This is a genomic window from Sphingobacterium sp. UBA7249, assembly GCF_002472835.1.
GTDB lineage: Bacteria > Bacteroidota > Bacteroidia > Sphingobacteriales > Sphingobacteriaceae > Sphingobacterium > Sphingobacterium prati.
Genome location: NZ_DKST01000007.1, coordinates 338,667 through 359,610, shown reverse-complemented (window position 1 = coordinate 359,610; position 20,944 = coordinate 338,667). Strand labels below are relative to the sequence as shown.

Genomic DNA, 20,944 nt, shown 5'->3' with positions numbered 1-20,944 from the left:
GTTTATAATGGAAGCAGCCAGGCTCTCTTGCAATCTCTTCCTTTTGCCATTAGATATGTATGGTGATTTGTGCTGCCTGTTGGAAACAGGGCGCTGCAACTTTCCGTTTAAACCCTTTGAGCTTTTCATATATTTTTTCTTTCTTTTTCTCTTGGCAAATTTTAAATTCTGGCGGGCGCAAAATCCTAGTTGAATGTGAAATGTTAATAAATAAAGCTTCCGTTTGTGCTATATTTTTGCTTGTTTTGTATTATGCCTAAGAACGTTCAATAAGTGGAAAATAGAGAGAAAGTCATTTTCTAGGTTAGAAAGATTTCGGCGCAAACCCTCTGAGCTTTTGATATAAGGTATATTTCCAGGCAGTTTTCTGAATATTCAACTCAAAAAAGGTTTAAATTGGGTTGGATCTCTATTTATTTATTTTAATGATAATAATTTAATTTAAAATTTATATTATCTTCTCATTAGAGCTCAGCTACATATTTGATTAATTTGCTTTTTATTGACTTTTATATATGTAACAATGCGTATTTTTGTGTTCATAAACTGTTGAAAGTACCCGCATGGAAATTGTAAATTATGAGCTTCAGGCAAAAGGATATAATGATGCTCCGATTGACCCCTCATTGGATTTGGTAGCTGAAATCCAACGATTAAAGAAAGAAAAGAATGCTGTAATTTTGGCACATTATTATCAGGAATCTGAAATTCAAGATATTGCAGACTATATTGGAGATAGTTTAGGCTTGTCTCAGGAAGCTGCAAAGACAGATGCCGATTTAATTGTTTTTGCCGGAGTACATTTTATGGCGGAGACAGCGAAGATACTTTCGCCCACAAAGAAGGTTATCTTGCCGGATGCTAAAGCTGGTTGTTCGTTGTCGGATTCATGTCCACCACACTTGTTTGCTAAATTTAAGGAACAGTATCCGGATCATTTGGTTATTACCTATGTCAATTGTACTGCCGAATTAAAGGCACTTTCTGATATTGTATGTACGTCGAGTAATGCAGTCCAAATTGTAGAGAGTCTTCCGATAGATCAGAAGATCATTTTTGGACCGGATCGTAATCTTGGGGCTTATGTAAAGAAAAAAACTGGTCGTGATCTCGTATTATGGAACGGTGCTTGTATGGTCCATGAAATTTTTTCTCAAGATAAAATTGATCGCCTGAAGAGTGAATATCCTGAAGCTAAGTTTATTGCTCATCCTGAATGTGAAGATCATATTTTGGCTAAAGCGGATTATGTGGGTTCCACATCGGGGATGCTTAAGTTTACGCAAACAGATAATGCGCAGGTTTATATTGTAGCCACAGAATCTGGAATTCTTTATCAGATGCAGAAAGCAAGCCCAGGGAAGACTTTTATTCCTGCACCACCAAACAATGCCTGTGCATGTAATGATTGCCCTCACATGAAGCTTAATACGCTTGAGAAGCTTTATAATTGTTTGAAATATGAATCGCCTGAAATTTTACTTCCTGAAGACGTCATACTTCGCGCACAACGGCCTATTGAGCGGATGTTGGAGATATCAGCAAGTTTGGGATTGTAATAATTTGTATAATTTTTGATGATAATCGATATGATAACACATTGGTATTCATATCGATTATTGTTTTTATAATGCTATTTACGGGGCTAAACGATAGCGGTTATGAGATACTTGTTTGGCCATTATATGATAGTTTAAAATTTTAAATTTTTTAACATGTTTGATTTTGATAATACTGAACGCACCAATTTGGAGGAAATGGGGGAGTTCGGTTTAATTGACTATATCAGTAAAGCAGTGGAGCTGACCGAAAAATCTACCATTAAAGGAATTGGTGATGATGCAGCAGTATTGGATTTTGAAGGAAAGAAGACTTTGATCTCTACCGATTTGCTTTTGGAAGGTATTCATTTTGATCTGCGATATGTCCCTTTAAAGCATTTGGGATATAAGGCAGTCCAGGTTAATTTGAGCGATATCTATGCGATGAACGGAATAGCTTCCCAGATTACATTTTCTATCGGCTTGTCTTCCAAATTTCCACTGGAAGCCGTAGAAGAGATCTATCAAGGAGCTTTGATTGCCTGCAAGAAGTATAATGTTGATTTGGTTGGCGGGGACACTTCGGCTTCAGCACAGGGGCTCGTTATCTCTGTGACAAGTATCGGTTATGCCGATGCAGATAAGATTGTTTACCGTAGCGGAGCAAAGGAAGGTGACTTATTATGTGTATCTGGAGATTTAGGAGCAGCATACATGGGATTGCAGCTATTGGAAAGGGAAAAAGATATCTATTTGGAGAATCCTAATGTACAGCCAGATCTGGAGGGTAAAGACTATATTGTCGAGCGTCAGTTAAAACCAGAAGCGCGAAAAGATATTGTTGAGTTATTTGCGAAATTAGATCTTATACCTACCGCAATGATGGATATTTCTGACGGCTTGGCTTCCGAAATACTTCACATCTGTAGACAATCTGATAAAGGTTGTAGATTGTATGAAGAAAAAATTCCATTGGACCAGATGACCTACGATACCGGACGGGAATTCGGTATTGACCCGACGGTAGCAGCACTCAATGGTGGTGAGGATTATGAACTGCTGTTTACAATAGCACAGGCGGATCACGATAAGATCAAGAATTTACCTGATATCAGTATTATAGGCTACATGACGGCAGCTTCAGAAGGCTGTGAAATGATTTCTAAATCCGGAAATCTTTACCCAATTATGGCCCAGGGCTGGAACGCTTTCAAAAAGAAGGGGTAAATGAAGATAGCTAAAAAGAACAGCAAAGTTTTCAGTGAATGGATATTGAAGAAGTTGGATGTTGACATATTTAGACGATAATAAAAAAAGGTTGTCCAGCTTGCCGGACAACCTTTTTTTATTGTTCTAGTTCTTCTTCGAGTACCAGATCTTCCTGTTTCGGATCCCGCTCCTCGACATTAAAATTGTTGTATCCTAATCCTACTTCAATCTGTAGAAGACGCTGCTGGAGCATTTCTAAAATCGCGAGGAAATTATAGACAAATTGAACCTTGTTTTCGGAGTTTTTCAATAGTTCCTGAAAATCTAATTTCTTATTGATTTCAATAAGCTCAGCTATTGCTTTTTTCTGTTGTTCAATCGTATAAGGATACTTCACAACAGTATGCGTTACCTCGGCTGGTCTATTGCGAAATTGATACATCATTTGCTCATAGATCATCATCAGGCCGTATAGATCAAAGCTATCCAGATTTTCACCTGTAGCATCCAATTGAAGTTGTTGGCGTATATCATAATGGATATTGCCCCTACTATACAACTGGAGTCGGTTTTCTTCCATTACTCGGAGGCCTTCGCAGACCTCTTTGAACTGCTTATAGAGAATAAGTTTCTGAACGAGGTCTTCTCTCAGATCTATTTCGTTTTCATTTTCATCCAGATCTGGTCTCGGCAGTAGCATCTTTGCTTTTATACGCATCAATGTAGAGGCTACAAAAATAAATTCGCTGGCCATCTCCATATTGAGTGCCTGCATCTGACTTACGTAAGACAAAAAATCATCGGTAATTTTCGAAATAGGGATATCATGAATGTTCAGCTCGTCCCGCTCGATAAAAAATAGTAATAAATCAAAAGGTCCCTCAAATTGAGGAAGCTTGATTTCGTAACCTTCTTCTACTTGCATATCTTATACAAATTTACGCAATAAAATCTTTTGGAATCGTTCATATAGAAACTATTGCTGTTTTTATTTGTTGTAGCTCAATATGGAAATGCGATTTATTTTAAAGATTAAATAAAATTGTCGTTACTTTGTGTAAACATTTAATGTAAATAGCAGTACTATGCAATTTGAGGCTGGAGAACTATTAAGTAAAATAAACGATCCCTCTGATCTTAAAAAGCTAAAGGAAGACCAATTAGAACAACTAAGCCAGGAATTACGTCAATTTATTATTGATCAGGTTTCGGTGAATGGTGGTCACTTTGCAGCAAGTTTGGGAGTCGTTGAGTTAACGGTGGCGTTACATTACGTAATGAATACACCCTATGATCAATTGATATGGGATGTAGGCCATCAGGCTTATGGTCATAAAATTCTGACTGGACGTCGCGAGGTATTTCATACGAATCGTATTGAAAACGGTATTTCGGGTTTTCCGAACCGTTTTGAATCTGCATATGACGCATTTGGGGTGGGCCATTCTTCTACCTCAATTTCAGCAGCTTTAGGTATGGCCGTTGCTTCCCAAATAAAGGGAGAAAAAGATCGTCAGCATATTGCAGTTATTGGAGACGGCGCTTTGACCGGTGGAATGTCATTTGAAGCATTGAACCATGCTGGTATTTCCAAATCTAACCTATTGGTGATTCTGAATGACAATTGTATGTCGATAGATCCTAATGTTGGCGCGCTGAAAGAATATTTGACAAGTATTACGACATCAAAACGATACAATAGATTTAGGGATGATATCGCAGCTGTGCTGACAAAAATTTCTGAAGTAGGGCCAAATGCACTCGGTATTGTTAAAAAACTGGAGAAAAGTATCAAAGGGACTTTATTAAAGAATGCTAATCTTTTTGAGTCATTGAACTTTAGATATTTTGGGCCGGTTGACGGACATGATGTAAAGAAATTAGCCAAGACGCTTGAGGATCTTAAACATATACCCGGTCCCAAATTGCTACACGTGGTAACAATTAAGGGAAAAGGATTTGCACTTGCGGAGAAAGATCAGACGAAATGGCATGCGCCGGGTCTATTTGATAAAATTACCGGAGAGATAAAGAAATCTTCCAGTGAAAAACCGGTAGCACCAAAATACCAGGATGTTTTTGGACATACACTTGTCGAACTTGCAGAAGCGAATGAAAAAATCGTTGGTATTACGCCAGCAATGCCTTCGGGCTCTTCAATGAACATCATGATGAATGCAATGCCTGATAGGGCATTTGATGTTGGTATTGCGGAACAACATGCTGTCACATTTAGTGCTGGCTTAGCGACTCAAGGCTTATTACCATTTTGTAATATTTATTCGTCGTTTATGCAGCGCGCCTATGATCAGGTTATCCACGATGTTGCCCTACAGAATTTAAATGTTGTCTTTTGCCTGGATCGTGCGGGTGTAGTAGGAGCTGATGGGGCTACACACCATGGAGCTTATGATATCGCATTTATGCGTTGTGTCCCCAATATGACGGTTTCTGCTCCAATGAATGAAGAGGAGCTCAGAAACTTGATGTATACGGCACAATTACCTAATAAGGGACCTTTCGTCATTCGTTATCCGAGAGGAAATGGTGTGATGCCAGATTGGCGTCGCCCATTTACAGAAATAGAAGTAGGAAAAGGACGGATTATTACTGAAGGTGAAGAGCTTGCTATTTTAAGTTTCGGCACCATTGGAAACGAAGCTGTGAAGGCTGTACAGCGTTTAAATGAATTGGGCATCCATCCTGCACATTATGATCTGCGGTTTGCAAAGCCTTTGGATGAAGCCTTATTGCATCAAGTCTTTAAAAAATTTAAAAAGATAATCACAGTGGAAGACGGTTGTCTACAAGGTGGTATAGGTTCTGCTGTATTAGAGTTTATGACAGACCATGGATACAGTAGCCAGGTTGCACGATTGGGTATTCCCGACCGCGTTGTTGAGCATGCTGAGCAGGGCACCCAGTGGAAGAATTCGCATTATGATGCAACTGCAATTGTGCAAGAAGGAAAGAAAATGTGTGATGGAAAATTTACCCATACGATGGTTGGGTAGATCTAAGCACTTATATGGAGCAAAAAAAAAGGAAATCCTCTAAAGGATTTCCTTTTTTTTTGCGCTGAAACCAGTTTTTTTTTGAATTTTACTAGATGGTAATGTTACAAAAATGATCTAGCAATGGCACCTAATAATATACTTTTCTATTTTCGATAAGGGCTGTGGAATAGAATAGAAAGATGCTGGGTAATGTTGTTAAGCATACTTTAAATTCTTATAAATTTAATATTAAAAATATATGAACTAAAGGTTGTATTTCGCTTTTATTTTGGTTAATTTAGTTCTAGACCTTTAAGACTGATCTGTAGTATGTTTACTACTTTTTTTGTTCTTTTTTTTGAAATAAATTTGGAATGTTAATAATTATTTTTAGAGATCAATTTTAGCGCAAGTTTTCCACAATTTTACAAGTTAACTAGCTGATATATATGGTTTTATTAAATATTTTATATTTTAGTTTTTTAGCTGATTTTTTTTTGTCATCTTCGTTCTCAGAGAAAGTTATCAACATATTTTTTGTCGCGTATTGTAAATCAACTTATTAACAATTTTAGAATGGAAAAAACGTATTCAAGTGTCTGGAATAATTGTCTTTCGATTATCAAAGATAATATACCAGCGCAAAGTTTCAAGACCTGGTTTGAACCTGTGAAAGCAGTCCGTTTGGAGGGTGACGTTTTGACTATTCAAGTACCTAGCTTATTCTTTTACGAGTGGTTGGAAGAACACTATGTAGGTATTCTTCGCAAGACCGTAAAGAAATTTTTGGGAGAACAAGGTAGATTGGAATACAATATTGTAGTTGAGAAGTCGTCGGCTTCTCATCCCTATACGACTAATCTTCCATCGAATGGCAATGGAGCAGAGGGTAAGAGGCAATCTATTCCTGTGCCGGTATCTTTGAACAGAGATATCAAAAATCCATTTGTTATTCCTGGATTAAAGAAATTGCAGGTTGATCCGCAATTGAATCAAAACTACACATTTGAGAATTTTATTGAAGGTGAGTGTAACCGTCTTGCTCGTTCTGCAGGCTACGCTGTGGCAAACAAGCCGGGAGGTACTTCATTCAACCCCTTAATGATCTATGGTGATGTAGGTTTGGGAAAGACGCACCTTGCCCAAGCTATCGGTAATGAAATTAAAAGAAATCTTCCCGATAAGTTGGTCATTTATGTGTCCTGTGAGAAATTCTGTCAACAATTTGTGGACTCATTGAAAAATAATACTATCAATGATTTCGTAAATTTCTATCAGGCAATGGATGTGATTATCATGGATGATGTGCACAACTTTGCTGGTAAGGAGAAAACGCAGGATATCTTCTTCCACATATTCAATCATTTGCATCAATCTGGGAAGCAAATCATTTTGACTTCTGACAAAGCGCCTAAAGATTTAGCTGGTTTAGAAGAACGATTGCTTAGTCGTTTTAAATGGGGATTATCTGCAGATATTCAAATTCCGGATCTTGAGACAAGAATGGCGATTTTGAAGAAAAAAATGTATTCTGATGGCATTGAGTTACCCGAAAATGTCGTGGAGTATGTAGCAACACAGATCGATAACAGTGTTCGTGAATTGGAGGGGGCAATGGTTTCTCTATTGGCTCAATCAACATTGAACAAAAAGGAAATTGATTTGGGATTGGCTAAATCGATGTTGAAGAATTTTGTGAAAAATACACACAAGGAAATTTCAATGGATTTTATTCAGAAACTAGTTTGTGAATACTTTGAAGTTCCTGTGGACATGGTAAAGTCAAAGGTCAGGAAACGTGAAATCGTGCAGGCCAGGCAAATTTCGATGTATTTAGCAAAAGCCCACACAAAATCTTCACTTAAATCGATTGGCGCATTCTTTGGAGGAAGAGATCATTCAACAGTCATCTATGCCTGTCAAACCGTTGAGGATTTAATTGAAACTGACAAGAAATTTAAGACTTATGTCAGCGACATTATGAAGAAGTTAAAATCTTAATGTCGATTGATATCGAGTTAAAGTAAAAAGGTTGTCTATCTGGACAGCCTTTTTTTGTAACCATGGAGGATGATATAATAAAAAACCTCTGAATATGCCTAAGCATATCCAGAGGTTTAATACATTCCTCTTAATTGAGTAAAATGATTATTGTTGTTGATTGCTGTTTTCGTTATTATTTTCCTTTTGTTCTGTTGGTGGTGTTGGGGTTGCGGGAATGTCAACCGCTGGCCGCTCTTCAATATATTTTTGAAAGGCTGCTTTTTGCTCATCAGTCAATAATAGCGCAATTTTGCTATCTGATTCACCCTGGAGTTTTGTAATGCTTTCTTTTTTTACCTCAGGAGTTGTGGTAGAATCCTGTATAAGCGCCGCTACTGCCTTTTCTTGATCCAATACAATTGTTGATACGGCTGTTTTTTGTTCGTCATTCAACGTAAGCTTTGTGACCAATTCGGTCACAACTTTGGTTGCATTTTCTTCTGGAGTCGTTTGCTGTGCGAAGGTGAGACTCATTGCCAGGAAAAATCCTAGACCGGTTAAAAATAACTTTTTCATGATGTTTAATTTTAAATGAAATTATTCAATGAATTTATTAGCGTCTGTTTTTTTAGTTGTTTAATTCGTACTGGATTCTGTTTTAGAAGGTTCAGTAGGTGTAGGGACAGATTTTGCCGGGCGTTCGGCAATTACCTTCTGATAGATGGTTTTTTGATCTTCCGTCAGTAATTGACTCACTTTGCCGTCTACTTCTGTTTGAATTTTATTGAGGGTTTCACCTTTTGCAGCCGCAGTGGAAGTACTGTCTTTTAAAATTGTTTCTTCTGCTTTTGCTTGATCCAATAGAATGGAGGATATGGCAGTCTTCTGCTCATCGTTCAGATTCAGCTTCTGTACCAGCTCGGTAGTGGCTTTTGCCGCAGTTTCCTCTGGTGTGACCTGTTGGGCAAATGTTAGGCTAAGTGCCAGACACATCCCTATACCTGTTAAAATTAGCTTTTTCATATCTATTGTATTTAAAAAGTTACAACTATGATGTCTTGCTATAAAAACTATCAAAGTCAATTTATATTGTATCAAGTATGTTACTTTAACAAATTTTTAACGCTAAATGTGGGTGTATGGTGTTTATTATCAGTTTAATAGGTGTTTTTGGCATAGTATAACATAGACCTGCTATTGTTTTGTTCAAATAAAGGTCTAGGAAAGACGTTCAGTGTAAACTTGAGGAAATTTTGCTTAGATAGATAAATAATGCTGGAAGGCTTTATAATGGTATTTATGGCTAATAAATGGGGGCAATTGAATAACAGAAAATAATAACTGTGTTTATGTCATATATTAACACTATAAAAAAAGGTCGATTATAAATAACCGACCTTTCTATGCAAATTAGTTTGAAGAACGTTTAGACATCCTATCCTTCATTTTTTCTTGCTGCTCATCAAATAATTTGATTTGATCAGGAGTGAGCCAAGACTTTATTTTGGTCGCCTGCGCTTCTTGGAGCTGTTTGATTTTTTCCATATTGGCTTTGCGGTCTCCACCATCATTTTTTTGCGCTGCGCGCTGTTGGGCATTGGCTAATGTAAGGTTATAGATGGAATCTTTTTGCACTTGATTAAGTGTAAGTAGTTTGTCCAGATGTTCTACACGCATCTTCGCATGTTCTTCTGGACTCCGTTGTTGACGCTGCTGCGCAAAAGCTACGGTTGTAGCCAAAAGTAGGCCACTTATTGCCATTAAAGTTTTCTTTTTCATCGCCTTATATTTTAAGTTTACTTTTCTTTTGAATATAAATTTGACGAAAAAGTTTACTAAAATATTAGCCCTTAACAAAATTTAAGGTTGATTAACACTTGAAGCGACTGTATCACTTAAAATATTACAAAATTGAGTACTTTGCTGTAAATCATTAAATTTTAACCCTATCGGCAGATAAACGAGTTCTATTGTATCGAATAGTGCTTTATATGGTTTTAGCCGTTGATAGTCCTTCTCGGTGGTCAATATTATTTTATTGGTACTATTTAAGGATTGGAATGTTTTAATGATGCGGTCAATGTCTGCGTCGGTAAATGTATGGTGATCCCGAAAAGAAATATGGCTGACTGACTTTGCTTTTTTGGTAATATGGTCTGCTAATGGTTGCGGTTTGGCAATCCCTGTCACTAAAACGATATCTTTACCTTCGATATCAATATGTTTTCCATCACTATTAACTGGTTCGAAATAGGTTATATGGCTAAATGCAATTACGGCTTTTTTGTTATACCGACGCAGTTTTTTTTCAATATTAACCTTGTGTTCATCGGAAATATTGACTGGACACTTTGTAATGACAATGATTTGCGCCCGTTTAGATTCAATAAGTAAGTCCCTGAAATTTCCCGCAGGAAATACAAACATAGGTTGTGAAAAAGATCGAAAATCGAATAAGAGGATATTAAATAAAGGCGATAATTTTCGATGTTGATAGGCATCATCCAAGATAATAAGCTGATGATCTGCCTGTAGTTTTTCTATGCCTGTAGATCGATCTTCACATACGGCTACGGTGACATTTGGAAGCTTGTTTTTGAACTGTAATGGTTCATCGCCCACATCTAGCGCTAAAGAATCTGTTTCTACCATTCGGAATCCTTTTGTGTTTCGACCATAGCCCCTGCTGAGGATTGCGAGATTATACTTGTTGCTAAGATAGGAGACAACAAATTCGGTCATAGGACTTTTTCCCGTACCACCAACGGCTAAGTTGCCAATGACAATGGTAGGTATATCGAAAGATCGAACCGGTAGTATGTGAAAATCATAGAGCCGATTTCTTAACCATACGACTACAGCATAGATCAGGGAAAAAGGAAGGAGGAGATATCGTAAAAAGGTCCACATTACTTTGGTATTACTGTCAAGCCAATATCTGTAATTTCTTTTAAAGGATTATCTCGCATATTCTGTTCAATGGATATTGTATATAATCCGGTGTCCGGAAATATATAATCTTTATGGAGAATAGCCTGCTGATTGTAAAGACTACCCGATGATTTTCCGGTCCACTTTCCATCGGATTTTGCCAATTTAACTTCCTTACGGAAGGTATATGTTTTCTTATTGGGACCCTGTTGGTAAATCAACACAAAGAGATTAGAAAAAGCATATTCAGGTGTATGGCGTACATCCATAAATACATCGTATTTCTTCGTGTTATCACTGATATGAAATTGAAAACTTGGACGTGAGGTGTATAACCAAGTCTTATTTTCGATTGGTTTATTCTCATTTAAAATAGCGGTCTGGTCGCAAGATGCCCATAAACCGATACATAAAGTTCCAAAAAGAAAAGCCTTTATTTTCATTTTAAATCTATAAATAGAATATGCCTAACATTTTAAAATTAGGCATATTCGTTTTATTCTGGTTTTGAGGCAGAGTTGTTATTGTTACCTCTGTTTTTATTTCTATGCCGATTAAAGCGTTTTTTAGGCCTATTATTTTGCCCTTCTTTATTCTCTTTGCCAGCCGTTGCCGTAACAGCACTATCCGGATTGTTCTGCTGTTTAGCTATGGCCTGTTTTGGTGGATTTTGTTCAGCTTTATCGCTTTTCTGGCCATTCTTATTTTCCGGTTTAGCGTTACTATTGCTTTTAGTTTTCCGCTTTTTCTTTCTCTTGTTACGGTCATCCAGGCGTGTTAAGCTATCCTGGCCGACTACATTTTCGTAATCGTAGTTGACAATCTTCTCCTCCCGGATATCTTCGGTCTCTATTGCGCTTGATATGGCCTCTGGTTTGATACCCTGCTTATTCATTTCGACAAGTTCTTTGACTTGTTGAACTGGCATTGCAATCCAGTTTTCTGCTCCGGGGAAAGAAAACCACATCATTTTTTTGAAGATATCTGTTTTCTGTAGATAAGCCACACCTTTTAGTGTTTCAATACGGTCAATATTGTTAGGAATGTCTTTCAGCGCATCCATATAGCTGTCCAATTCATAATTGAGACAGCATTTCAATTTACCGCATTGCCCGGCTAGCTTTAACGTATTTAACGATAGATTCTGATAGCGCGCTGCTGAAGTGGATACGGTTTTAAAATCTGTCAGCCAGGTAGAGCAACAAAGTTCACGGCCACAGGATCCGATACCGCCAAGGCGACTTGCCTCCTGGCGCATTCCGATCTGGCGCATTTCTATCCGTATACGGAATGCTTCGGCCATCTTCTTGATCAATTCACGAAAATCGACACGGCCTTCGGCAGTATAATAAAACGTCGCTTTTGTTTTATCGCCCTGATAGTCTACATCAGAAATTTTCATGGATAAGCCCAGATCCAAAGCAAGCTTACGTGCCTTATGCATGGTTTCCCATTCCAGATCTTTTGCGGCATTATACTTTTCTACATCCACTTCATTTGGCTTCCGATAGATCTTTTTTGTGACCGATTCTGCGGTAACATTGTTCTTTTTCAATTGCAGCCTGACCAGTTCACCCGTCAAAGAAACATGGCCAACGTCATATCCTCCCGTTGAGGGTTCTACAACGACCATTTCTCCCATCTCAAGGTATAGGTTGTCTACATTAATAAAGAAATCTTTTCGAGATCCCTTGAATCGTATTTCTACGATATTGAATGGTTTATAGTTTGATGGCATATCCATATCGGAAAGCCAGTCATATACATCTAATTTATTACATCCGCTGGTCATGCAAGAGCCATTATTTTGGCATCCTGCCGGTGTTCCACTTGCCGTGGTAGTACCGCAACCTCCGCCGGATGAGCAACTGCCACATCCCATAGTTTTCTATTTATATATATTGAGTTCCTTTCGGAAACGTTTTGTATTTGTATATTAATGTTAACTGCAAAGATAAATCTAAAAATAATATTTTGGGATTTGCATTTCTTTCTACAAAATAGTGCGTTTCCTCAAATAGATTTATTGTTGCTTCAATTTGTTCCACTGTGTAATGTACTGCAAATTTTTGGACAAAATCCAATTCTTTTACAGGTAAAAATACAAGACTGGAGAGGCCTTCCTTAACTAAAATAATCTGTCGCATCATGCTGATTGCATAAAAAAGAAAGCTTTTCTGATTTTCACGACCCATTTTGGATAAATCCTCTTCCACTAAAGAGATCATATTTGTGCCAGCATCTGATACGATAAATCGCAGCCAGTTAACTAAAATTCCAAAATGGTTATTCGTCTGTGTACTTAGCTGATTAAGTGCTTCCTGCAAGTTTCCATCTGCTATAAAAGCTATTTCGGATGCTTCCTGATCAGAAAGTTGATGCGTTGTTTTCAAATATTGTGTGACTTCAGCATGGTCTAATTTTTTTATTTTGACCAACTGTGTCCGTGAAATAATAGTATTTAAAATTTTATCTTGATTTTCTGCAACAAGAATAAATAAGGTTTTTTCGGGTGGCTCTTCAATCAATTTTAATAAAGCGTTGCCTTGGGTATCCAAGTATTCGGGGAGCCACATGATCAAAACTTTATATTCAGCCTCAAAAGCTTTAAGGCTCAATTTCTTGATGATACCATGTGCTTCGGCAATATTAATATTAACCTGTTTATTATCCGCGTCCAACTGATTTCGCCAGTATTCCAATCCCATGTAAGGATTGGTTAAAAAGGACTTTCGCCAGCTTTCAGCGTAGTCAGCTGCTGTATCTTCTTTGTGTTTGGCAATAAACGGATAAGACATGTGCAAATCTGGATGAATCAGCTTGCTATATTTTCGACAAGATGGACATTCGCCACAACTATCCGTAGCGTGTTTATTTTCACAGTTGAGAAATTGGGCATAGGCATAGGCCAGCGCAAGGCTTCCTGAACCCTCTGGGCCCAAAAATAATTGTGCATGGCTCACACGGTTTTCATGAACCGTATGAACAAGATGTTCTTTGATGTCTTTATGCCCAATGATATCTTTAAACTGCATACACTATTGCTATTATACAAATGTAATAAATATTGTGATTTATCAGGGCGTATTTGTTTTCTATACTTTTGAAAGCGTGCTTATTAATTGAAATACAATTGCTTAATTAAGTGCTATAAATCTTTGTATGTGGAAAGAAAGGCGTTTACAAAACGGGAAAATATTGATTAATTTGTGTATTATTGCACATAATAATTAGTAATTAGGAAATGAGATTCATTGTATCAACATCAATTTTATTAAAGCAGTTACAAGCTATCAATGGAGCATCTAGTACAAGTACTGTTTTACCAATTCTGGAAAACTTTCTTTTTGAAATAAAAGACAATAACTTGACTATTTCTGCTACAGATCTGCAGACAAGTATGGTTACTTCTTTACCGATTGAGGCAAAAGAAGAAGGAAGAGTAGCTATGCCTTCGAAGATCTTGATAGAAACATTAAAAACTCTCCCCGATCAGCCTGTTGCTTTTTCAGTAGACATGAATACATTGGCTATTGAGATCAGCGCCGGTGATGGTAAATATAAATTGAGTGGAGAAAATGCAGATGATTTTCCTAAAATTCCTTCAATTGATAATGGGTCTATTATCCAAATGCCAGCTCCAGTACTTTCGGAAGCGATCAGCAAGACTATCTTTGCGGTAAGCAATGATGAATTAAGACCGGCGATGTCTGGGGTTTTAGTCCAATTGGCTGAGAAAAATGTGACTTTTGTTTCCACAGATGCACATAAATTGGTACGTTACACCAGATCGGATATCAGTGCTGAAAAACCGGCTTCACTTATTTTACCTAAGAAGGCACTTTCTCTACTAAAATCGTCACTACCTTCGGATGATACAACTGTATCAATTGAATATAATCAGACCAATGCATTTTTTAGCTTTGGCAATATCAATTTGATCTGTCGTTTGATCGATGAGCGTTATCCTGATTATGCTGCGGTAATTCCTCAGGTCAATCCAAATAAACTGACGGTTGATAGATTACTTTTCTTAAATACATTAAGAAGGGTTGTCATTTTCGCTAATAAAACGACACATCAAGTACGGTTGAAGATATCAGGTAGCGAATTGAATATCTCAGCTGAAGATTTGGATTTTTCCAATGAAGCACATGAGCGCTTGTCTTGTCAATTTGAAGGGGATGATATGGAAATAGGTTTTAATGCCAAGTTTCTGGTTGAGATGTTAAACAACCTTGAAAGTGAAGAGGTCGTTATCGAAATGAGTACACCAAATCGTGCTGGTTTATTGATTCCTGCAACATCTGAAGATCATGAAGACATTTTGATGTTGGTTATGCCTGTGATGTTGAATAACGCTTAATCTTCTGATCGGTTTTGGAAATAATTACACACCTTATTGACTTTATTCTCCATATTGATAAACATTTGGTTGAAATTGTCAATGACTATCAGTTGTGGACATACCTTATTTTGTTTCTCATTATTTTTGTTGAAACAGGGGTGGTTGTCATGCCTTTCTTACCCGGAGATTCCTTATTGTTTGCTGGGGGAATGCTTGCTGCACAACCAAATGAATTGAATGTTTGGTTAATGATATTGATTTTATTGATTGCTGCAGTAACTGGTGATTCTCTCAATTACTCCATCGGAAAGCATTTTGGGATGCGATTGACAAAATTCAAGCTTTTTGGCAAACAGGTTGTCAAGGATGAGCAGATTGCCAAAACACACGCTTTTTATGAAAAGTATGGCAGTAAAACAATTGTAATTGCTCGTTTTGTCCCTATTGTACGTACTTTAGCTCCATTTGTTGGTGGTATCGGAAAGATGAATTATGGTACTTTCATTACTTACAATGTTGTTGGAGCAATATTATGGGTAGGAGGTATTACATTGGCGGGCTATTTTTTGGGCAATATCCCAATTATTAGAGATAACTTTTCTAAAGTGGTACTGCTGATCATTTTCATATCGGTATTACCTATTATATTTGAATTGGTAAAAGAGAAAATAAAAACTAAGAAGGGGGTCCAATAGGATTCCCTTTTTGATTTATTGCCTATGGAAGTTGTTTCTCAACTGGTCGATTTTATCCTGCATATTGATCAACACCTGATACAGATCGTCAATACCTATGCCGGCTGGACTTACTTGATTCTGTTTCTGATTGTCTTTGCCGAAACAGGATTTGTTGTGACGCCATTTCTTCCAGGAGATTCAGTTTTATTTGCTTTAGGTGCCATTATTGCACGTCCTGAAAGTAATTTATCATTATCACTTTTCTTATTTATTTTGATATGCGCAGCGATTTCAGGCGATTTTGTTAATTATGAGATCGGCAAGTATTTTGGAGCCAGGGTTTTTAAACCTGAATCAAAAATTTTTAAACCATCTTATCTTCGGAAGACGCAGGATTTCTATGCTAAATATGGTACTAAAACCATTGTTTATGCTCGTTTTGTCCCTATTGTCCGAACATTTGCTCCTTTTGTGGCAGGTGTCGGAAAGATGCCATATACTATTTTTGGTAAGTATAATATAATGGGTGGTATTCTATGGGTATCCTTATTTATCCTGGGCGGCTACTTTTTTGGACAGATTCCCTATTTCAGGCATAACTTTTCATTAGTTGTATTGGCGATCATATTTATTAGCTTAATACCCATGGTGATACAGTTTTTGATGGTTAAAAGGTCAAAAAAAGATTAAACGTCAAATACTAAAATCAGTCTTTTAAGGTTAAAGGATTGATATGAAATATTTCATTTTAACATTTACCTTATTCGTCACACAGTTAGCTTGGGCACAGCGTGCCATTGTAGATCGTGGTCAAGCAAAAGAAGCTTACGAACTGTTGAATAAAATTCGAACAAATCCCGAAAAATATAAAAGGGAACTGAAGCTATTTAATCTCCGTAAGATTACCCGAACAAAGCTTAATTGGAACAAGCAGCTTGCCGAAGTAGCGGAATACCGGGCTAAGGATATGGCAAAACGTGGTTATTTTGATCACGTCTCTCCCGAGGGCTATGGTCCCAATTATTTTATTGAAGAAGCCGGATATCATTTAAATCAGTCCTGGGTAAAAAAAAGGAATGCTAATAATTTTGAATCCATTGCTGCTAATCGCGCCAGCGCGACCGATGCTATAAAAGCATTGATCATCGGAAAAGAAGCGCCCGGTTATCATCATCGTACGCATCTGCTAGGGATGGATCAATGGAACGGGTCGCTGTATGATATTGGGATCGGGTATGTGAAGTGCAGGGGAGCCAAACCTTATGAAAGCTATCTCGTTGTTATTATTGCAAAGCATGATTGGTAAAGAAAATGAAAAATCATACCTTTGCATATGATAAAATCCATGACAGGATATGGCACGGCTTCCCGAGAGAACGGTAAAGTCAAATATAGTGTCGAAATAAAGTCCTTAAATTCAAAATTCCTTGAATTAAATCTTCGTCTGCCCAAAGTCGTTTCGGACAAAGAATTGACCTTGCGCACAGAGTGCAGTAAGCTTATTGAACGCGGCAAAGTTAATTTGAATGTAACCGTGGAATATACTGACCAAACAGCCAAGGCCTCATCTATCAACGCTGATTTACTTAAAAAATATTATGGTCAATTGCAGCAGATCGCAAATGAGCTAAATGATACGAATGTCAATCTATTCGAATTGGCGTTAAATATGCCCGAAGTTGTCACCAACAATGATGATACCGTTGATGATGAAGAGTCCAGCGTATTGATGGATGCTTTTTATGATGCGGTTAAACATTTCAATACATTTCGTGAGGACGAAGGAAATGTATTGGCTCAAGATCTAAAAAAGCGAGCTGAGCTAATTTTGACTTATTTGAGTGAGGTGGAAGATCTGGAAGTTGAGCGTATCCCATTGATCAGACAGCGTATAGAGCAATTTCTCAATGATAGTGTGGGTAAAGAGAACGTGGATCAGAATCGTTTTGAACAGGAGCTTGTTTACTATATAGACAAATTAGATGTCACTGAAGAGAAAGTTAGGTTGCGTTCCCACTGCAACTATTTTCTGAAAGCCTTTGATTCTGCCGATTCCAATGGTAAGAAATTAGGGTTTATCTCTCAAGAGATGGGCCGTGAAATCAATACCTTGGGATCCAAAGCTAATCATGCCGGTATTCAACAGATCGTGGTTAGAATGAAAGAAGAATTAGAAAAAATAAAGGAGCAGTTGCTCAACGTATTATAAGGATGAGCGGTAAATTAATTATTTTCTCGGCACCATCAGGAGCAGGAAAAACAACTATAGTAAGAGATCTATTAAGTAAACATGGGGATAAAATAGAATTTTCTATTTCTGCGAGTACCCGCGATCCAAGGGGGCAGGAAGTCGATGGAAAAGACTACTACTTTATGTCCAAAGAAGAATTTTTGCATAAAGTTGCCAAACAGGAGTTTATCGAATTTGAAGAGGTCTATTCGGGTACATTTTATGGTACTTTGCGTTCCGAAATCGAACGCATCTGGAAAGAAGGTAAAAATGTTATTTTCGATATTGATGTCGTCGGAGGATTGCGCCTGAAATCTAAATTTCCAGAACAGGCAATCTCTATATTTGTACAACCACCTTCATTAGAGGTGCTTAAAGAACGTTTAACCGGACGTGGCACAGATTCGGAGGAAAAATTGCAGGAAAGATTTGCCAAAGCGAAATTGGAACTTACCTACGCGAATAAATTTGATGTGATCTTGAACAATTTTGATCTGGCGACGGCTTGTGCCGAAGCTGAAGAAATTGTAATGGGTTTCATCAATAAATAACGAATTGAATGAAAAAGATTGGTTTGTTTTTTGGCTCTTTTAATCCCGTGCATGTTGGGCATTTGATTATAGCAAATTACATGGCCAATTTTACCGGGCTGGATGAAGTATGGTTTGTGGTATCTCCACAGAATCCATTTAAGAAAAAATCAACTTTAGCGGATCCCTATGATCGTTTGGAAATGCTAAACCTCGCGGTGGAGGATTGCGAACATTTGCGTGTAAGTGATATTGAATTTCATTTGCCCATACCATCCTATACCATAGACACCTTAACCCATCTGAAGGAAAAATATCCAGCTAGAGAATTTGTGCTTTTGATGGGAGAAGATATCTTAGAGTCATTGGAAAAATGGAAAAATGCAGAGATTATTTTGCGCGATTATCATATTTACGTTTATCCGCGTCCGGGCTATAATGGGGGAAGGTTAAAGGAACATCCCTCCATAACCATGACAGATACGCCCTTGATGGAGCTTTCTTCTACTTTTTTACGAAAGGCAATCAAAGAAAACAAAAATATTCAGTTTTTCACACCTCAAAAAGTGATTGATTTTATAGATAAAAAAGGACTTTATTCCTAAAGAGCTATATTATATCATAATAAAAATTACTCCCTGAATTTTATATGAGATTCAGGGATTTTTGTTTTTATGTCCCTGCAAAATAAACGGGATGCTTACCTTTTTTTGTGAGTGATATCAGTTTCAATAAGAATGTGTATTGCCGTTTATCGAAGGTTAAAGGAGCTGTGCTTTTAGATTTAACAAATAGCGTTGTTTAAGTAGGAATAATTTTTTTAATTTTAAAAGAATTATGTATACTTTATGAGAAGTTTAATTTTATTATTTATCTGCCTAAGTAGCTGGACTTGTGCCTTTGCACAGGCAGAAAATGAGGTGGGAAGTGATTACTTCATGGACCCCGTTGCTATTGAATTCCGGACAAAGATGACCATACCTCCATATGGTTTTGCAAAGGTGAAAGCAATGATCGCAAAGTTGTCGCCGGTAGAAGATAAAGATGGTACAGATACTGGTTTATTGGCACTCTCAGCGACGGATTTTAAGAATTTAAGTTTACGTGAAAAATTTACTTACACCATGATTCATGCTGAGGTGTATGCACAAAATTGCGATATACCAGAAAATCAGAAGGCTATCGACAAAAAAATATTTGGTAAGTTGCTCGGAGGTTTTAATGAAGCCTGGTGGTCAGAAAGGCAGATTGATTTTCTGCAGGAAAACAGAGATTCGGTCATGAAACTGATCCAGGAATCTGTTCTGAGAAGCAAACGAATGGGCGTGAATTATAAAGAGACGATCGAACAGATTAATGGCTGGCAAATGATTCCATTTATCATTGAATATGCAAAGAAAACCCCTAAAGATAAGGATGCATTGACTTTATTGCTGTTACTAATGAAACGTGGCGAGTATAGCGAATTTATGCAGTCTACATCCTTCAAAAAGTTATATGGTGAGATGAGTAACTACTATTCCTATTTAGACTATAATATAGAGAATGAAGCATTGATATATCGTAGAGCAATGGGATATTACAATGAGAAAAAAGCTAAATAAATTAGGGGTCTGCTATAAAAAACGTCAAAATCAGTGAGGAAAGCATTATACATATTGCTCTTTTTTTTATCAAATTGTTTATCGTCATTGGGACAGGAGAAGGGATATATTTTAATTCCCGGGGGAGACTATCAATTGGGTGATACGATGAGTTTGGATAATCCGAGAAGAACGGTGCATATCACATCGTTTTGGATTGCTCCCTATGAGCTGACGAACGCTGAATTTGAAAAATTTGTCCTGGCAACGAATTATCGGACTTTGGCTGAACGACATCATAATGCAATGGTATTTGAGCCCGGCCTTGCGGAGTTCAGGTGGCTGCAAGATAGCACCGCTTATTGGCGCTTTCCAAATGGAATAAGCCGAGGTGGTATAGCAGACAAAATGGATCATCCTATCACCTGTATTTCTTTTAAAGATGTATTGGTCTATTGTGCCTGGGCCGATTGTAGATTACCGACTATTGAGGAATGGGAGGTCGCTGCGCGAGCCGGTAATGATAGCCGTTATTTTGAAGGGCTGAATAAAGAAAATATCGGACAATATGCCAATATATGGCATGGTAAAGATCATCTTAAAGCAGACTATTCGGATGGTTATATGTATACTTCTCCGGTAGGGACTTTTAAACCGAATCCATGGGGACTATATGATGTATTTGGTAATGTATTTGAATTTTGCCGGGGCAAACTAAATAGGGATGAGGAGCGCGATGTGGCTCATGCAAGAGGTGGTTCATGGTGGTGCAGTAAAAATAGCTGTTCGGCCTTCAACACGGTTTATATTGGCTCTGTCAGTCCGAATGCCTCATTCAGCAATCTTGGGTTTAGGGTCGTAAAAAAAGCCTTTACCACGCAGGATAAAGACTTTTAAAACAAACTAATCTTAAAAG

21 protein-coding genes are annotated in these 20,944 nt (G+C 37.5%); 13 read left to right on the top strand and 8 right to left on the bottom strand.

What is annotated here, in order from left to right:
* Positions 1–563: 563 nt before the first annotated feature.
* Positions 564–1,559: a quinolinate synthase NadA gene (gene nadA / locus B4A24_RS05510; RefSeq protein WP_293943399.1), complete on the top strand. Its 996-nt coding sequence runs from the start codon at positions 564–566 to the stop codon at positions 1,557–1,559.
* A gap of 156 nt (positions 1,560–1,715) precedes the next feature.
* Positions 1,716–2,768 (top strand): thiamine-phosphate kinase, encoded by a 1,053-nt coding sequence (thiL, locus tag B4A24_RS05505; protein ID WP_293943397.1) that lies wholly within the window; start codon positions 1,716–1,718, stop codon positions 2,766–2,768.
* A 118-nt stretch (positions 2,769–2,886) separates the two neighbouring features.
* Here the strand turns inward: thiL and B4A24_RS05500 are convergent, their stop codons facing one another.
* A complete protein-coding gene (locus B4A24_RS05500; RefSeq protein ID WP_293943395.1) occupies positions 2,887–3,675 on the bottom strand; it encodes a segregation and condensation protein A in 789 nt (262 codons plus the stop codon).
* A gap of 160 nt (positions 3,676–3,835) precedes the next feature.
* Here B4A24_RS05500 and dxs point away from each other — a divergent pair, with 160 nt between their 5' ends.
* Positions 3,836–5,764, top strand: a complete 1,929-nt coding sequence (dxs, locus tag B4A24_RS05495; RefSeq protein ID WP_293943394.1) for a 1-deoxy-D-xylulose-5-phosphate synthase — start codon at positions 3,836–3,838, stop codon at positions 5,762–5,764.
* Between the two features lie 558 nt (positions 5,765–6,322).
* A complete protein-coding gene (gene dnaA, locus B4A24_RS05490) occupies positions 6,323–7,747 on the top strand; it encodes a chromosomal replication initiator protein DnaA (protein ID WP_104384755.1) in 1,425 nt (474 codons plus the stop codon).
* Between the two features lie 147 nt (positions 7,748–7,894).
* Here the strand turns inward: dnaA and B4A24_RS05485 are convergent, their stop codons facing one another.
* The 7 genes from B4A24_RS05485 to B4A24_RS05455 form a co-directional block, all read right to left on the bottom strand.
* Positions 7,895–8,305, bottom strand: coding sequence for a hypothetical protein (locus B4A24_RS05485; protein ID WP_293943390.1), 411 nt, complete (start codon positions 8,303–8,305; stop codon positions 7,895–7,897).
* A 60-nt stretch (positions 8,306–8,365) separates the two neighbouring features.
* A complete protein-coding gene (locus B4A24_RS05480) occupies positions 8,366–8,752 on the bottom strand; it encodes a hypothetical protein (RefSeq protein ID WP_172392535.1) in 387 nt (128 codons plus the stop codon).
* 387 nt (positions 8,753–9,139) lie between these two features.
* Positions 9,140–9,508, bottom strand: coding sequence for a hypothetical protein (locus tag B4A24_RS05475; protein ID WP_293943387.1), 369 nt, complete (start codon positions 9,506–9,508; stop codon positions 9,140–9,142).
* A gap of 81 nt (positions 9,509–9,589) precedes the next feature.
* Positions 9,590–10,639: a tetraacyldisaccharide 4'-kinase gene (gene lpxK, locus B4A24_RS05470; RefSeq protein ID WP_293943385.1), complete on the bottom strand. Its 1,050-nt coding sequence runs from the start codon at positions 10,637–10,639 to the stop codon at positions 9,590–9,592.
* Positions 10,639–11,103 carry a gliding motility lipoprotein GldH gene (locus B4A24_RS05465; protein ID WP_293943383.1) on the bottom strand — a complete coding sequence of 155 codons (465 nt, stop codon included), beginning with the start codon at positions 11,101–11,103 and terminating at the stop codon, positions 10,639–10,641. The genes lpxK and B4A24_RS05465 overlap by 1 nt, the downstream gene beginning before the upstream one ends.
* 53 nt (positions 11,104–11,156) lie before the next feature.
* Positions 11,157–12,542 carry a PSP1 domain-containing protein gene (locus tag B4A24_RS05460; protein WP_293943381.1) on the bottom strand — a complete coding sequence of 462 codons (1,386 nt, stop codon included), beginning with the start codon at positions 12,540–12,542 and terminating at the stop codon, positions 11,157–11,159.
* 10 nt (positions 12,543–12,552) lie between these two features.
* Entirely contained in the window at positions 12,553–13,695 is a 1,143-nt protein-coding gene (locus tag B4A24_RS05455; RefSeq protein WP_293943379.1) for an ATP-binding protein, read from the bottom strand.
* 209 nt (positions 13,696–13,904) lie between these two features.
* Here B4A24_RS05455 and dnaN point away from each other — a divergent pair, with 209 nt between their 5' ends.
* The 9 genes from dnaN (at position 13,905) to B4A24_RS05410 (ending at position 20,925) form a co-directional block, all read left to right on the top strand.
* Entirely contained in the window at positions 13,905–15,026 is a 1,122-nt protein-coding gene (gene dnaN / locus B4A24_RS05450) for a DNA polymerase III subunit beta (RefSeq protein ID WP_293943377.1), read from the top strand.
* Positions 15,027–15,040: 14 nt separating this feature from the next.
* Positions 15,041–15,703 carry a DedA family protein gene (locus B4A24_RS05445; protein ID WP_104384746.1) on the top strand — a complete coding sequence of 221 codons (663 nt, stop codon included), beginning with the start codon at positions 15,041–15,043 and terminating at the stop codon, positions 15,701–15,703.
* Positions 15,704–15,727: 24 nt separating this feature from the next.
* Positions 15,728–16,375 carry a DedA family protein gene (locus B4A24_RS05440; protein WP_293943374.1) on the top strand — a complete coding sequence of 216 codons (648 nt, stop codon included), beginning with the start codon at positions 15,728–15,730 and terminating at the stop codon, positions 16,373–16,375.
* Between the two features lie 43 nt (positions 16,376–16,418).
* The gene (locus B4A24_RS05435; protein ID WP_293943372.1) at positions 16,419–16,991 is read left to right on the top strand and encodes a CAP domain-containing protein; all 573 of its coding nucleotides are present in this window, start codon (positions 16,419–16,421) and stop codon (positions 16,989–16,991) included.
* 27 nt (positions 16,992–17,018) lie between these two features.
* Positions 17,019–17,894 carry a YicC/YloC family endoribonuclease gene (locus B4A24_RS05430; RefSeq protein WP_293943370.1) on the top strand — a complete coding sequence of 292 codons (876 nt, stop codon included), beginning with the start codon at positions 17,019–17,021 and terminating at the stop codon, positions 17,892–17,894.
* Between the two features lie 2 nt (positions 17,895–17,896).
* Positions 17,897–18,466 (top strand): guanylate kinase, encoded by a 570-nt coding sequence (gene gmk, locus B4A24_RS05425; protein WP_172392546.1) that lies wholly within the window; start codon positions 17,897–17,899, stop codon positions 18,464–18,466.
* A gap of 8 nt (positions 18,467–18,474) precedes the next feature.
* Positions 18,475–19,050, top strand: a complete 576-nt coding sequence (nadD, locus tag B4A24_RS05420; RefSeq protein ID WP_293943367.1) for a nicotinate (nicotinamide) nucleotide adenylyltransferase — start codon at positions 18,475–18,477, stop codon at positions 19,048–19,050.
* 243 nt (positions 19,051–19,293) lie between these two features.
* Positions 19,294–20,049, top strand: a complete 756-nt coding sequence (locus B4A24_RS05415; RefSeq protein WP_293943365.1) for a hypothetical protein — start codon at positions 19,294–19,296, stop codon at positions 20,047–20,049.
* A gap of 33 nt (positions 20,050–20,082) precedes the next feature.
* Positions 20,083–20,925 (top strand): formylglycine-generating enzyme family protein, encoded by an 843-nt coding sequence (locus tag B4A24_RS05410; protein ID WP_293943363.1) that lies wholly within the window; start codon positions 20,083–20,085, stop codon positions 20,923–20,925.
* Positions 20,926–20,944 lie beyond the last annotated feature (19 nt).